This is a genomic window from Pseudomonas gessardii (assembly GCF_001983165.1).
GTDB classification, from domain to species: Bacteria; Pseudomonadota; Gammaproteobacteria; order Pseudomonadales; family Pseudomonadaceae; genus Aquipseudomonas; species Aquipseudomonas gessardii.
In genome coordinates, this window is the sequence record NZ_MNPU01000002.1 from 97,674 (window position 1) to 111,180 (window position 13,507).

A 13,507-nucleotide genomic window follows, 5' to 3' on the forward strand; every position below is an offset into this window, starting at 1 on the left:
TAATCCTGCGTCAACGGTTGTAACTTCCGATGAGATCGGTACAATGGCGCGGCTTGCCGAGAGGCCAGCGTCGTTATGGTGACCCCATCGGTCCCCCCGCAACGATTACCCGTGAACCTGGTCAGAGCCGGAAGGCAGCAGCCACAGCGGGAACATTGTGTGCCGGGGTGTGGCTGGTGGGGTTGCCTCCATAACGCTCTCCTTGCAACAACTCTGCAACTCATCCGTATTTTTACTTTGCCATGCACTCCTGTGCAGCGGGCGAAGCTATCCATGCGCCGCGGTTTCCCGCGGCGTTTGCGTGTCTGGCAATCAGCCTTTGTGACGGTTGAAGAATTTGCGCGCGCCGGCCAGCAGGGCAATCACACCAATTACCAGAAACTTCTTCGCCGCCAGCAGGAAGATGCCGATCTTGGCGAACAGCCCGGCCTTGCCGGCGATCCCGCCTGCGACCAGTGCGGCCAGGCCGTAGGACGCCAGCTTGTCGGTGCCCGGGTTGTAGTCAGTGTAGAGGTTGCCATCGGTGAAGTTGGTGAAGGCCAGGACCTTGGGCAGTTCCTGCTTGATGGTGGGCAGGTCGGCCATGGCGGCGACAGCATTGAGTTCCAGCACGCCCTCGCGGCCCAGCACGCGGATGCTGTAGTTGAGGGTGTTCTGTTCGGCGTCGTCGGCTTTCAGTTCACGGGCCCAGTACATCTTGTGGGACTGCTGGTCGTAGTGCGGTGGTTCGGCCCAGCCCAGCAGGTGCAGGCCGGCGTAGCCCTGTTTCTGGCGTTCCTGGTTGTCCTCGGCATCGTCTTCCTGCATCTGCTTGAGCAGTTCGGCGTAGTCGATTTTGGCCGCGTCTTCGTCGGAAATATGCCCGTCGTCCTTGTAGCTGACAATCACGCCCCAGCCGCGTGCCGACAGTGGGCTGACGGCCTTGGGCACGATCATGCCCAGGGTGCTGAAGCCCGGCGGGTTGCCCCAGCCGTCGGTGAGCAGGCGTTCGCTGTCCTTGGGGTCAAGGTAGTAGAACTCGTCGTTGAGCTTGAGCGTGGCGATACCGCCGGGCAGGGTGATGGTGCCGGTTTGCTGTTTGAGGGAGGCGAGGAAGTGTTCGGCGGTTTCGGCGGGGGCGCTGGTTTCGACCGGCGCCGGGGCGGTGCTGGCATGGACCGGCGCGACAGGCAGGCTCAAGACGGCAGCCGCCACCAGTAGGCGGAGGTAGTTCATGGTAGTCCTTTACATTTTGAAATAATTGCGCAAAAGGATACCGAATCCACCTGGGCCGCGCGACCATGTTGACAAAAGGCGTGGCCCAGCGCCTGCCAAAAGAGGGGCTGTCCGGTTGGATCATGTCTGGAGGCAAAGGGCAGGCAACATCAGCGGCCTGCTCTTTTTATGTCGTGCGAGCTCTAAGGCTTGGACAAGGCCTGGTCTACCGCCGCTATCAGCTTTCCCAGATCCTTCGGGGTGGCTTTATGAATGACACCGAACAGATAAGCGCGCTGTTCTTCCTCATCGCCCAGATCGGCAAAAAAGACTTTCAGCTTCACTCCCAGGGCCTCTGCAAACAAGAAGAGAGCGTCAACGCTGGGTGTATAGGTGCCGGTTTCGAAGCGGCTGATGGTTTTAGGGTCAAAACCGGTTTTCTCACCTAGTTCAGCCTGAGTAAGCCCCGCTACCTTTCGGTAGCGTCTGATGGCTGGACCCAAACTTGAAATTTGCATCGCTCAATTCCCATTTAGAATCAAGAACTTAACGATAAATATTGGCATTAGGCAACGGCACGCACCATCACCTTTTCTTGCAAAGTGTGATGTAATTCGTAGAATCGGCGTTTAGGACAAGTATTTGACGGGCTTGTTTCACAGGGCAGCTTTATGAAACAGGAAATCATCGCTTTCTCCTCACTTTCATAAAGGTGACCGCTGAAAGTTGCTTGGCCGCAGCGCCAGGGGCGCTCTAGCACGGCCCTGCAGCACCCGTCTTTCGTACCAGACGCTCGAATTAAAGCCTAGTTGATCTTCGTCGAACCGAAGGTCAGGTGCTGGGTAAAACCTGGTTTGCCCGCTGAATGGGGCCAGCCAGCCGATTGACGGTTTACCCGTCTGGAAATACCCCTCTACCTGCCGGATCTACCCGATCCCGGGCCGGTAGATCGAATGCTGTCCATGGAGCTTTAAAGTGCGCGTCAATTTGCCGGTCACCACAGTTGAACAGACTTTCGGGGAGCAGCAACGGCTCATTTCCGCGACGGACATCAATAGCCATATTACCTACTGCAACGCCGAGTTTGCGGCCATGAGTGGCTTCACCCAGGCCGAACTGATCGGCAGTACCCACAACCTGGTACGCCACCCGGACATGCCGCCTGCGGTGTTTGAACTGATGTGGCGCTACCTCAAGGCCGGCCACAGCTGGATGGGCGTGGTCAAGAATCGCTGCAAGAATGGCAACTTCTATTGGGTCAGCGCCTATGTCACGCCGATCCTCGAAAAGGGCCGCTTGGTGGGCTACGAGTCGGTGCGGGTCAAGCCGACGCGCGAGCAGGTGCGGCGTGCCGAAGCGCTCTACGCACGCTTGCGTGCCGGGCGCTCGGCGGTGTCGCTGCCACAGCGCCTGGGCCAGCTCGGCAATGCCCTGGCCGTGCCCGCCCTGGCGGCGCTGGTCGCTGGTGGCGCGGTGCAATGGCTGCCCACCGGCTGGGCGCAGGCATCGGCCGCGCTGCTGTTTCTCGGCCTGGGGGCCTGGGCACACCGGCGTCTGGGGCAGCAGCTCAAGCAGATTGTCGAGCACACGCCCAACACCTTTTCCGACCCCATCAGCGCCATGACCTACAGCGATGCACTGGGCCCGGCGGCGCAGCTGGAAATGATCCTGATCAGCGAGGAGGCGCGCTTGAAAACCGCCCTCACGCGGCTCAGCGACCTGGCCACGCAGATGGCCGAGGCGGCGACCGATTCCAGTGTGTTGTCGGGCAAGACCGAGTCGGCGCTGCTGGAGCAGCGCGCCGAGACCGATATGACCGCCGCCGCCATGACCGAAATGGCCGCGTCCATCGCCGAAGTGGCGACGCATGTGCAGCAGACCGCCAGCGAAGCCCGCACCGCCAATGACCTGGCCGGGCACGGCAGCCAGGTGGTCGGCAGCACCCGCGAGGCGATCCAGTTGCTGGCGAGCACCGTCACCCAGATCAACCAGGCGGTGGGCCATCTGGCCGGCCAGACCCAGGAAATCCGCGTGGCCGCGAGCATGATCCAGGCCATCGCCGACCAGACCAACCTGCTGGCCCTCAACGCCGCTATCGAAGCGGCGCGGGCCGGCGAGCAGGGTCGCGGCTTTGCCGTGGTGGCCGATGAAGTGCGGGCACTGGCGGGCAAGACCCGTGAGTCCACCGAGCAGATCCAGGGCATTATCCAGAGTCTGCGCGCAGGCGCCGACGAAGCGGTGAACATTGCCAGCACCGGCATTCACGAGGCCGAGCAGGGCGTGCAACAGGTATTGCAGGCGCAACAGGCACTGCTGGGCATTCGCCAGGCGGTGGAGCGCATTACCGGCATGAGCCAGCAAATGGCTGCTGCCTCACAGGAACAATCCCACGTCGCAGAGGATGTTTCACAACAGATCAATAACGTCGCGGCCACGGTACAAAAGACAGCGGGCAATGCCAACGCTGCAGTTACCCGGGGCCGGGAACTTGAAAGCATCTCTTCCGGGTTGCGTGCCCTGGTCGAGCGGTTCAACCGCTAGCCACCTAGAGCCTCATTCATGGATGAGAAATACCGCAGGGCCGTGGATGCCGCCGCCATTTTCTCCGAGACCGACCTCACCGGCCGCATCACCTACGTCAACGACCAATTCTGCGGCATGTCCGGCTACAGCCGCGACGAGTTGCTGGGGCGCAACCACCGGATCCTCAGCTCTGGGTTGCACCCTGCCGGGTTTTTCCAGGGCATGTGGCGCACCATCACCGAGGGCAAGGTCTGGCGCGGGGAAATCTGCAACCGCGCCAAGGATGGGTCGCTGTATTGGGTCGACAGCACCATGGTGCCGCTGGTCGATGAGCGTACCGGCCAGGTGCAGAAGTACGTGTCGATTCGGTTTGATGTCAGCGAAAAGCGCCAGTTGCTGCAAACCCTGCAATGGCGGGTCGGCCACGATGTACTGACCGGGCTGCCCAACCGCGCCTATCTTTCGGAATTGCTTGTGCAATCCCTGGAGTTTTCCCGCAGCGAGCACATCCCCCTGGCGGTGTGCATGCTCGACCTGGATGGCTTCAAGGCGGTCAATGACGGCTACGGCCATGCCTCCGGCGACTTGTTGCTGGTGGAGGTCGCCAGCCGCCTGCGGGACATCATCCGCGGCGAAGACGTGGTCGCCAGGCTGGCCGGTGACGAGTTTGTGCTGATCCTGCGCTACGTGCGCGATGCCGAGGAGTTGAACCGCGCTTTGCGGCGCATCCTCACGGCCATTTCCGAGCCGTACTCGATCCTGGGGGCGCAGATCAACGTGTTTGCCAGCATTGGCGTCACGCTGTTCCCGTTGGATGACGAGGATGCCGACACCTTGCTGCGCCATGCCGACCAGGCGATGTATGTGGCCAAGCAAAGCGGCCGTAACCGCTACCAGCTGTTTGACGTGTCCCTGGAGCAGGAGGTCAAGGCTACCCACCAGACCGTGCAGCAGATTCGCCAGGCCCTGGCGGCGGGGGAGTTGTGCCTGCACTTCCACCCCAAGATCAACCTGCGCCACGGCCAGGTCGTGGGGTTTGAGGCGTTGCTGCGCTGGCAGCACCCGATACGCGGGTTGGTGTCGCCCAAGGATTTCCTGTCGCTGATCGAGCAGACCGACCTGATCGTCGACGTCGGCGAATGGGTGATGGACCAGGTGCTGGCGCAGATACGCCAGTGGCAAGAGGCCGGGCATTGCTGGCCGGTCAGCGTGAACATCGCGGCGCGGCATTTCCAGCGCGCGGATTTTGTCGAGCGCCTGCAACAGCTGCTGGCCCAGCATCCCGATGTTGCGCCGCACATGCTTGACCTGGAGATCGCCGAATCGGTGGCCATCGATCATATCCAGCGCGTTACCGAGCACCTGGCGGCATGCCAGGCGCTGGGGGTGCGGTTCTCCCTGGATGATTTCGGCACCGGCTATTCGTCCCTCAGCTACCTCAAGCGCCTGCCGACCCAGACCATCAAGATCGACAAGTCGTTTGTGCGCGACATCCTGCATGACAAGGACGACCTGGCGCTGACCCAGGCGGTGATCGGCCTGGCCCGGGCCTTTGGCCGCGAAGTGATCGCCGAGGGCCTGGAAACCCTGGAGCATGGCCAGTTGCTGCTGCGCATGGGGTGTGAAGTGGCCCAGGGTTATTATTTTGCCCAGCCCATGCCCGCCGCCGAGGTGCCGGCCTGGGCGGCGGGGTTCGATCTGCTCAACTATGGCGTTGATGAAGATTGAGGCTGGCGCCCACCGTTGCCGGTGTAGAGCTGGACGATGCCGTCGATTTCCCCTGACATCTTCATCCGCAGCAAGGTGCGCAAAATCCGCTGGACGGGCAGGGCCGGGTCGTTGCGCACATAGCAGCCCAGGCTTTGCTCTTCGACCACGGCCACCACGTGCAGGCGGCGGCCCAGCGGCAGTTGCTGGTTGAAGCGCTCCAGGGCCCACTCGTTGGTGACTGCGTACTTGAAACGCCCGGCCACCAGCTTTTGCAGCACTTGCGCTTCGCTGCGGGCATCGTCGCGCTTGAGTTGGCCCGTGGCGAAGAAGGGTTCAAGGGTCGGGTAGCTGTAGTTGAGCACGGTGCCGATATTCTGTGTCGACAGCTTGTCCACAATGACCGACAGCGGCGGCACGTGGGCGCTGACCAGCACATTGCGCTGTACCAGCAACGGGATGCTCCACACATAATCGCCGGACAGGTCATTGAGCCACGCCTGTGCGACGTAGCAGCGCACGTCGACTTCGCCATTTTTCATGGCCGGGGCGATGCGGGCCCGGGCCAATACCTGGAACCGGGCCGGATGGCCGACCTGGGTCGCCAGGCTCAACATCAGGTCATACAAAATGCCCTGGGTCGGTTGGTCCCGCTCGATCTGCACCAGAGGCATGGCCCAGCTGTCGGAAATGGCGAAGCGCAACGGCGCAGGCGCCGCCAGGCTCAGTGTGCTGATCATCCATAAAGCGCCCAGGACTACGCGCATAAACTCTCCGGGATCCGCCCTGGTACGGGCGTGCTAAGACAGCTTAGTCAGATTAGGCGAGCGTGCCGGATGCAATTTCCCCCCTGCTCCGCTAGCATTACCGGCTTCCGCTTCCCAGTTGCGACGGTTTTCGATGAGTTATCAGGTTCTTGCACGTAAATGGCGCCCGCGCTCGTTCCGCGAAATGGTCGGCCAGACCCATGTGCTCAAGGCTCTGATCAATGCCTTGGACAGCCAACGGCTGCACCACGCCTACCTGTTCACCGGCACGCGCGGGGTGGGCAAGACCACCATTGCACGGATCATTGCCAAGTGCCTGAACTGCGAGACCGGCATCACCTCCACGCCCTGCGGCACCTGCTCGGTGTGCCGGGAGATCGACGAGGGGCGCTTTGTCGACCTGATCGAGATCGACGCCGCGAGCCGCACCAAGGTCGAGGACACCCGCGAACTGCTGGACAACGTGCAGTACGCCCCCAGCCGTGGCCGCTTCAAGGTCTACCTGATCGACGAAGTGCACATGCTCTCCAGCCACTCCTTCAACGCGCTGTTGAAGACCTTGGAGGAGCCGCCGCCCTACGTCAAATTCATCCTGGCCACCACCGACCCGCAGAAACTTCCTGCAACGATTTTGTCGCGATGCCTGCAGTTCTCCCTCAAGAACATGACCCCCGAGCGGGTGGTCGAGCACTTGACCCATGTGTTGGGTGTGGAGAACGTGCCGTTTGAAGATGACGCGCTGTGGTTGCTCGGCCGCGCCGCCGATGGCTCGATGCGTGACGCCATGAGCCTGACCGACCAGGCGATAGCCTTCGGCGAAGGCAAGGTGATGGCCGCCGACGTGCGCGCCATGCTCGGCACCCTCGATCACGGCCAAGTGTTTGACGTGCTGCATGCGCTGATCGAAGGCGACGCCAAGGCGCTGCTCGAAGCCGTACGCCATTTGTCGGAACAGGGCCCGGACTGGAATGGCGTGCTCTCGGAAATTCTCAACGTGCTGCACCGCGTCGCCATCGCCCAGGCACTGCCTGAAGGGGTCGATAACGGCCACGGCGACCGCGATCGCGTGTTGGCCCTGGCCCAGGCGCTGCCGGCCGAAGATGTGCAGTTCTACTACCAGATGGGCCTGATCGGGCGCCGCGACCTGCCGTTGGCGCCAGACCCGCGCGGCGGTTTTGAAATGGTCATGCTGCGCATGCTGGCATTCCGCCCCGCAGACACCGCCGATGCGCCGAGACAGCCGCTAAAGCCAGTGGGGATCAGCCAAGCCACAGTTGATTCCGCCAAACCAGTGGCTGGCGCGGCCGTCGTCGCGCCAGTGATCGCGCCGCAACCTGTGGCCGTCGCTCCAGCCCCGGTTGCGGTTGAGCCTGTGGCGCCTGTGGCGGCGCCGGAGCCGGTTGTCGAGCCTGCGCCCGCGCCCGTGGTCGATCTGCCCTGGAACGAGCCGGTAGAGGTCGTGGCCGAGCAGGCACCTGCCGTCGAGCCCGTACTGGAAACCACCGGCGAGCAGCCTGAGCTTACGCCGATGCCGACGCCGACTCCCGACAGCGTGGTGCCGGACGCGCCGGAATGGGTCTCGGCTCCCGTGCCTGAACCGACCATCGCCGAGGTGGACGCCGCCACGCCGGGCATCGACCTGGACGATGATGAGCCGCCGCTGGATGAAGACTACATTGAGCCGGACATGGATTCGGCCTACAGCTACCTGGACGACCTGGCCAGCGAGCACGCCGCTGAGCCGGCGCCCGAGCCGGAGGCGGAACCTGCCGCCATGCCGGCCACCGGCCTGGCCCTGCAATGGCTGGAGCTGTTCCCGAAACTGCCGATCTCCGGCATGACCGGCAGCATCGCCGCCAACTGCACGCTGATTGCGGTCGAGGGCGATCACTGGCTGTTGCACCTGGACCCGGCCCACAGTGCCCTGTTCAACGCGACCCAGCAGCGCCGGCTCAACGACGCCCTGAACCAGTTCCACGAGCGCACCTTGACGGTGACCATCGAGCTGATCAAGCCCGAACAGGAAACCCCGGCCCAGGCTGCCACCCGTCGCCGGCTCAACCGCCAGCGCGAGGCCGAGGCGTCGATCCAGGCCGATCCGCTGATCCAGCAGATGATGGAGCAGTTTGGCGCGGTGGTGCGACACGATACTATTGAACCTGTCGAAGCCCAGGTTGCAGCAGGCTGATAATTGCAGGCGCCGTGCCCCAAGGCACGGCGCCGTATTGATCCACGTACTTTTGAGGTGATTCCCATGATGAAAGGTGGCATGGCCGGCCTGATGAAGCAGGCGCAGCAGATGCAGGAAAAGATGGCCAAGATGCAGGAAGAGCTGGCCAACGCCGAAGTCACCGGTAAAGCCGGTGGCGATATGGTCAGCGTGGTGATGACCGGTCGTCACGACATCAAGCGTGTGAGCATCGACCCAAGCGTATTGCCGGGCGTTGGCGAAGACGACCTGGAAATGCTCGAAGCCCTGTTCGCCGCGGCCGTCAACGACGCCGTGCGCAAGATCGAAGCCAACAGCCAGGACAAAATGTCCGGCGTGACCGCGGGCATGCAACTGCCGCCGGGCATGAAGCTGCCGTTCTGATCGGCTAGCGCGACACTGACAATGCCAGGCCTAGCGCCTGGCATTTTTGTGTGTGTCGGGCACAATCGAACGTTAGCCTTGCAACAGCTGTCTGCACCCTATACCGCTGAATTCAATCACCGATATAAAGGAGCCTTGCTGATGACCCAAGCCATGACCCTTAACCAGCGCATCGTCCTGGTCTCCCGCCCGCAAGGCGCGCCCGTGCCGGAGAACTTTCGCCTGGAGCGCGTGGCGCTGCCAGACCTGGAGGACGGCCAGGTCCTGCTCAAGACCCTGTTCCTGTCCCTGGACCCCTACATGCGTGGGCGCATGAGTGATGCGCCGTCCTACGCCGCGCCGGTAGCAATCGGCGAGGTAATGACCGGCGGCGCTGTCAGCCGTATCGAACAGTCGCGCAACCCCGAATTCGAGGTGGGCGACCTAGTGGTTGGCGCCACCGGCTGGCAAAGCCATAGCATCAGCGATGGGCGCAACCTGATGCCGGTGCCCAAGGGCCTGCCGAGCTCGTCCATGGCCCTTGGCGTGCTGGGCATGCCCGGCATGACGGCCTACATGGGCCTGATGGATATCGGCCAACCCAAGGCCGGGGAAACCCTGGTGGTCGCGGCAGCCTCGGGCGCGGTGGGCTCGGTGGTCGGCCAGGTGGCCAAGCTCAAGGGCTTGCGGGTGGTCGGCATCGCGGGCGGTGCAGACAAGTGCCGCTATGTGGTGGAGGAGCTGGGTTTTGATGCGTGCATCGACCATAAAAGCGCGGACTTTGCCGATGAACTGGCCCAGGCCTGTTCCAGCGGGGTGGACATCTATTATGAAAACGTCGGCGGCAAGGTCTTCGACGCCGTACTGCCTCTGCTCAATCCCAAGGCGCGGATCCCCCTGTGTGGCCTGATTGCCGGCTACAACGCCCATGAGGCCCCCAGCGGCCCCGATCGGCTGCCGGCGCTGCAACGCACCTTGTTGACCAAGCGCGTGCGCATCCAGGGCTTTATCGTGTTCGACGACTATGGCGACCGCCACCCGGAATTTATCAGCGCCATGGCGCCCTGGGTGCGTGACGGCAAGGTCAAGTTCCGCGAAGACGTGGTCGACGGCCTGGAGCAGGCACCCGAGGCTTTTATCGGGCTGTTGGAAGGGCGCAACTTCGGCAAGTTGGTCGTGCGTATTTGACGCTTATCCGAGGCGCGGGTATAAACCGCGTCTCGTTGTTTTGTCGGACCTTTGCCCCATGAGCTTCAGCCCTCTGATTCGTCAACTGATCGATGCCCTGCGGACCCTGCCGGGCGTGGGCCAGAAAACCGCCCAGCGCATGGCGCTGCAACTGCTGGAGCGTGACCGCAGCGGTGGCTCGCGGCTGGCCCAGGCCTTGAGCCAGGCCATGGACGGTGTGGGCCATTGCCGCCAGTGCCGCACCCTGACCGAAGAAGAACTGTGCCCGCAATGCGCCGATCCCCGTCGCGACGACACACTGCTGTGTGTCGTCGAAGGACCGATGGACGTGTACGCGGTGGAACAGACCGGCTATCGCGGGCGCTACTTCGTGCTCAAGGGCCACCTGTCGCCGCTCGACGGCCTGGGGCCGGAAGCCATTGGTATCCCGCAACTGGTGGCGCGCATTGAAGAGCAGGGCACTTTTGCCGAAGTGATCCTGGCCACCAACCCGACGGTGGAGGGGGAAGCCACGGCGCATTACATCGCGCAACTGCTGACCAACAAAGGCTTGATCACCTCGCGCATCGCCCATGGCGTGCCGTTGGGGGGCGAACTGGAGCTGGTGGACGGCGGCACCCTGGCGCACTCGTTTGCCGGGCGTAAACCTATCGCGCTCTAAGCCTAATATCCTGTAGCACGCTGGCTTGTGTGGGAGCTGGCTTGCCTGCGATGGCATCGCCTCGGTCCCCCTGATACACCGCAGTGCCTGCATCGCAGGCAAGCCAGCTCCCACATAAGCGACACACATTGCTTTTGCGTACTGCTTGATAACCAAGCAAGCGCTTGGTAAGTTCGCTCCATCTCTGCATGGAGCTTGCCGATGTCTGCCTATCAGGAATACTTCGACCCCAGTCACCAATTGGTCCGCGACAGTGTGCGCCGTTTTGTCGAGCGCGAGATGCTGCCGGGCATCGAGCAATGGGAGGAGGCCGAACACTTCCCCCGTGAGCTGTACCTCAAGGCCGGCGCGGCAGGGATTCTCGGCATTGGCTACCCCGAAGCCCTGGGCGGCAGTCATGAAGGCGACCTGTTTGCCAAGGTTGCCGCCAGCGAAGAGCTGATGCGCTGTGGTTCTGGTGGCGTAGTGGCGGGCCTGGGTTCGCTGGATATCGGCCTGCCGCCCGTCGTCAAATGGGCGCGCCCCGAAGTGCGCGAGCGCGTGGCCCCGCAAGTCTTGTCCGGCGAGAAAATCATGGCCCTGGCCGTCACCGAGCCCGGTGGCGGCTCCGATGTGGCTAGCCTGCAAACCCGTGCGGTGCGTGATGGCGACTGCTATCGGGTCAGTGGCAGCAAGACCTTTATCACCAGCGGCGTGCGCGCCGACTACTACACCGTCGCCGTGCGTACCGGCGGGCCGGGTTTTGCCGGCATCAGCCTGCTGTTGATCGAAAAGGACACACCAGGCTTCACCGTCGGCCAGCCGCTGAAGAAAATGGGCTGGTGGGCATCGGACACCGCCGAGCTGTTCTTCGACGATTGCCAGGTGCCGGTAGGCAACCTGATCGGCGCCGAAAACATGGGCTTTGCCTGCATCATGGGCAATTTCCAGAGCGAACGCCTGGCCCTGGCCTTGATGGCCAACATGACGGCGCAGATGGCCCTGGAAGAGAGCCTGAAGTGGGCCGCGCAGCGCGAGGCCTTTGGCAAGCCGATTGGCAAGTTCCAGGTGCTCAAGCACCGCCTGGCGGAGATGGCCACGGCGGTCGAGGTTTCCCGGGAGTTCACTTACCGCCAGGCGGCGAAGATGGCGGCGGGCAAGAGTGTGATCAAGGAGATTTCCATGGCCAAGAACCTCGCCACCGACACCGCCGACCGGGTGACATATGACGCGGTGCAGATCCTGGGTGGCCTGGGTTATATGCGCGGCAGCCTGGTGGAGCGGCTGTACCGGGACAACCGGATTTTGTCGATTGGCGGCGGGACTCGCGAGGTGATGAACGAGATCATCAGTAAGCAGATGGGGTTGTGATTGAGGCTGTTATCACTGGCCTCATCGCGGGCAAGCCCGCTCCCACATTTTGATTTGTGAACCCATTCAAAGGTGGGAGCGGGCTTGCTCGCGATGAGGCCCGCAAGACCAGCGTAAATTACCGCTCAGCCAAGCCAAACTGCGTCAAACAGAAGGTTGCGATCCCCATATCCTCCAAACGCTGCGAACCCCCCAGCTCCGGCAGATCAATAATCGCCGCCGCCTCGAAAATCCGTGAGCCCATGCGCCGCGCCAGGTTGGCCGCAGCAATCAGGGTGCCACCGGTGGCGATCAGATCATCGAACATCAATACCGAATCCCCTTCGCACAGGCTGTCGGCGTGTACTTCGAGGAAGGCTTCGCCGTATTCGGTCTGATAGCCCTCGGACAGTACGTCCGCCGGCAGCTTGCCCTGCTTGCGGAACAGGATCAGCGGCTTGTTCAACTGATAGGCAATGATCGAGCCGATCAAAAAACCGCGGGCATCCATGGCGCCGATATGGCTGAACTCGGCTTCGACGTAGCGATGGATAAAGGTGTCGGCCACCAGGCGCATGGCCTTGGGCGACTGGAACAGCGGCGTGATATCACGAAAGATCACCCCAGGCTTGGGGAAGTCGATGACGGGGCGAATCAGGGATTTGATGTCGAAGGCGTCGAAAGTCATCGTCGGGAGTCCTGGGCGCAAAGACTCGGCAGTATACCTGCGGCCTCGCCGGTTGGCTTGGCCGCAAGTGTCGCGCCCCTTGTCCGGCGATCAGCCGTCGAGGGAGCCGCCGGCCAGCGCGCAGAGCTGGATCGGATCGAGGATGTGCACTTCCTTGCCCTCGGCGGCGATCAGTTCGTTCTGCTGGAAGCGGGTGAATACCCGGGACACGGTTTCCACCGCCAGGCCCAGGTAGTTGCCGATTTCGTTGCGCGACATGCTCAGGCGGAACTGGTTGGCCGAGAAGCCACGGGCGCGGAAGCGTGCCGACAGGTTGACCAGGAAGGTGGCAATCCGTTCGTCGGCGGTTTTCTTCGACAACAACAGCATCATTTGCTGGTCGTCACGGATTTCCCGGCTCATGACCCGCATCAGTTGGCGGCGCAACTGGGGCAATTGCAGGGCCAGTTCGTCCAGGCGCTCGAACGGGATCTCGCACACCGATGTGGTTTCCAGGGCCTGGGCCGATACCGGGTGGATCTCGTTGTCCATGCCCGACAAGCCAACCAGCTCGCTGGGCAGGTGGAAGCCGGTGATCTGCTCTTCGCCGCCATCACTGAGGCTGAATGTCTTCAAGGCGCCCGAGCGCACCGCATAGACGGAATCGAACTTGTCACCCTGGCGAAACAGAAACTCGCCTTTCTTCAGGGGGCGGCCACGTTTAACGATTTCGTCCAGCGCATCCATGTCTTCCAGATTCAGCGAAAGTGGCAAGCAGAGGGGTGCCAGGCTGCAATCCTTGCAGTGAGCCTGGCTATGAGCGCGCAGTTTAACTGGCTCGGACATTTCTTAAATCCTTGTGGGAAAACACACATAAGCCGTAAGGGTACCGCACTGAG

12 protein-coding genes, 1 other RNA gene and 1 pseudogene are annotated in these 13,507 nt (G+C 62.5%); 9 read left to right on the top strand and 5 right to left on the bottom strand.

The annotated features are described in order from the left end of the window. Positions 1 to 85 precede the first annotated feature (85 nt). Positions 86 to 182: signal recognition particle sRNA small type (ffs, locus tag BLL38_RS02660), an RNA gene on the top strand. Between the two features lie 130 nt (positions 183 to 312). Here the strand turns inward: ffs and BLL38_RS02665 are convergent. Together BLL38_RS02665 and BLL38_RS02670 are read right to left on the bottom strand one after the other, a co-directional pair. Continuing rightward, positions 313 to 1,215, bottom strand: coding sequence for a DUF2167 domain-containing protein (locus BLL38_RS02665; protein ID WP_076961223.1), 903 nt, complete (start codon positions 1,213 to 1,215; stop codon positions 313 to 315). A 182-nt stretch (positions 1,216 to 1,397) separates the two neighbouring features. Beyond that, entirely contained in the window at positions 1,398 to 1,712 is a 315-nt protein-coding gene (locus BLL38_RS02670; protein ID WP_029298195.1) for a helix-turn-helix domain-containing protein, read from the bottom strand. A 457-nt stretch (positions 1,713 to 2,169) separates the two neighbouring features. On the opposite strand from BLL38_RS02670, the pseudogene BLL38_RS31780 reads away from it, so the two are divergent. The 3 genes and pseudogenes from BLL38_RS31780 to BLL38_RS02680 form a co-directional block, all read left to right on the top strand. Continuing rightward, positions 2,170 to 2,451 (top strand): annotated as a pseudogene (locus BLL38_RS31780) (PAS domain-containing protein); the annotation flags it as partial. A 216-nt stretch (positions 2,452 to 2,667) separates the two neighbouring features. Continuing rightward, complete coding sequence (locus tag BLL38_RS02675) at positions 2,668 to 3,735, top strand: methyl-accepting chemotaxis protein (protein WP_425311922.1); 1,068 nt, start codon at positions 2,668 to 2,670, stop codon at positions 3,733 to 3,735. Between the two features lie 18 nt (positions 3,736 to 3,753). After that, positions 3,754 to 5,445 carry a putative bifunctional diguanylate cyclase/phosphodiesterase gene (locus BLL38_RS02680; protein ID WP_076961225.1) on the top strand — a complete coding sequence of 564 codons (1,692 nt, stop codon included), beginning with the start codon at positions 3,754 to 3,756 and terminating at the stop codon, positions 5,443 to 5,445. On the opposite strand, the gene BLL38_RS02685 is transcribed toward BLL38_RS02680, so the two are convergent. Continuing rightward, positions 5,424 to 6,191 (bottom strand): substrate-binding periplasmic protein, encoded by a 768-nt coding sequence (locus BLL38_RS02685; RefSeq protein WP_076961226.1) that lies wholly within the window; start codon positions 6,189 to 6,191, stop codon positions 5,424 to 5,426. The two genes, BLL38_RS02680 and BLL38_RS02685, sit on opposite strands and share 22 nt — an antisense overlap. A 133-nt stretch (positions 6,192 to 6,324) precedes the next feature. On the opposite strand from BLL38_RS02685, the gene dnaX reads away from it, so the two are divergent. From dnaX to BLL38_RS02715, 5 genes are all read left to right on the top strand, one after another. Continuing rightward, complete coding sequence (gene dnaX / locus BLL38_RS02690) at positions 6,325 to 8,379, top strand: DNA polymerase III subunit gamma/tau (protein ID WP_076961227.1); 2,055 nt, start codon at positions 6,325 to 6,327, stop codon at positions 8,377 to 8,379. Between the two features lie 66 nt (positions 8,380 to 8,445). Further along, complete coding sequence (locus BLL38_RS02695; protein WP_003193199.1) at positions 8,446 to 8,784, top strand: YbaB/EbfC family nucleoid-associated protein; 339 nt, start codon at positions 8,446 to 8,448, stop codon at positions 8,782 to 8,784. Positions 8,785 to 8,925: 141 nt separating this feature from the next. Continuing rightward, entirely contained in the window at positions 8,926 to 9,951 is a 1,026-nt protein-coding gene (locus BLL38_RS02700; protein WP_076961228.1) for an NADP-dependent oxidoreductase, read from the top strand. A gap of 58 nt (positions 9,952 to 10,009) precedes the next feature. Next, positions 10,010 to 10,612 carry a recombination mediator RecR gene (gene recR / locus BLL38_RS02705; protein ID WP_076961229.1) on the top strand — a complete coding sequence of 201 codons (603 nt, stop codon included), beginning with the start codon at positions 10,010 to 10,012 and terminating at the stop codon, positions 10,610 to 10,612. 201 nt (positions 10,613 to 10,813) lie between these two features. After that, positions 10,814 to 11,962, top strand: a complete 1,149-nt coding sequence (locus tag BLL38_RS02715) for an acyl-CoA dehydrogenase family protein (RefSeq protein ID WP_076961231.1) — start codon at positions 10,814 to 10,816, stop codon at positions 11,960 to 11,962. 118 nt (positions 11,963 to 12,080) lie between these two features. On the opposite strand, the gene BLL38_RS02720 is transcribed toward BLL38_RS02715, so the two are convergent. Beyond that, on the bottom strand, positions 12,081 to 12,629 hold the full coding sequence (locus BLL38_RS02720) for an adenine phosphoribosyltransferase (RefSeq protein WP_076961232.1): 549 nt from the start codon (positions 12,627 to 12,629) through the stop codon (positions 12,081 to 12,083). Between the two features lie 90 nt (positions 12,630 to 12,719). Further along, positions 12,720 to 13,454 (bottom strand): fumarate/nitrate reduction transcriptional regulator Fnr, encoded by a 735-nt coding sequence (gene fnr / locus BLL38_RS02725; protein WP_076961233.1) that lies wholly within the window; start codon positions 13,452 to 13,454, stop codon positions 12,720 to 12,722. Between the last annotated feature and the right edge of the window lie 53 nt (positions 13,455 to 13,507).

Excerpts from the sequence above, each read along its gene's own strand:
- BLL38_RS02665 (WP_076961223.1), bottom strand. The coding sequence starts at position 1,215 with ATGAACTACCTCCGCCTACTGGTGGCGGCTGCCGTCTTGAGCCTGCCT.
- BLL38_RS02670 (WP_029298195.1), bottom strand. The coding sequence starts at position 1,712 with ATGCAAATTTCAAGTTTGGGTCCAGCCATCAGACGCTACCGAAAGGTA.
- BLL38_RS02680 (WP_076961225.1), top strand. The coding sequence starts at position 3,754 with ATGGATGAGAAATACCGCAGGGCCGTGGATGCCGCCGCCATTTTCTCC.
- BLL38_RS02685 (WP_076961226.1), bottom strand. The coding sequence starts at position 6,191 with ATGCGCGTAGTCCTGGGCGCTTTATGGATGATCAGCACACTGAGCCTG.
- dnaX (WP_076961227.1), top strand. The coding sequence starts at position 6,325 with ATGAGTTATCAGGTTCTTGCACGTAAATGGCGCCCGCGCTCGTTCCGC.
- BLL38_RS02695 (WP_003193199.1), top strand. The coding sequence starts at position 8,446 with ATGATGAAAGGTGGCATGGCCGGCCTGATGAAGCAGGCGCAGCAGATG.
- BLL38_RS02700 (WP_076961228.1), top strand. The coding sequence starts at position 8,926 with ATGACCCAAGCCATGACCCTTAACCAGCGCATCGTCCTGGTCTCCCGC.
- recR (WP_076961229.1), top strand. The coding sequence starts at position 10,010 with ATGAGCTTCAGCCCTCTGATTCGTCAACTGATCGATGCCCTGCGGACC.
- BLL38_RS02715 (WP_076961231.1), top strand. The coding sequence starts at position 10,814 with ATGTCTGCCTATCAGGAATACTTCGACCCCAGTCACCAATTGGTCCGC.
- BLL38_RS02720 (WP_076961232.1), bottom strand. The coding sequence starts at position 12,629 with ATGACTTTCGACGCCTTCGACATCAAATCCCTGATTCGCCCCGTCATC.
- fnr (WP_076961233.1), bottom strand. The coding sequence starts at position 13,454 with ATGTCCGAGCCAGTTAAACTGCGCGCTCATAGCCAGGCTCACTGCAAG.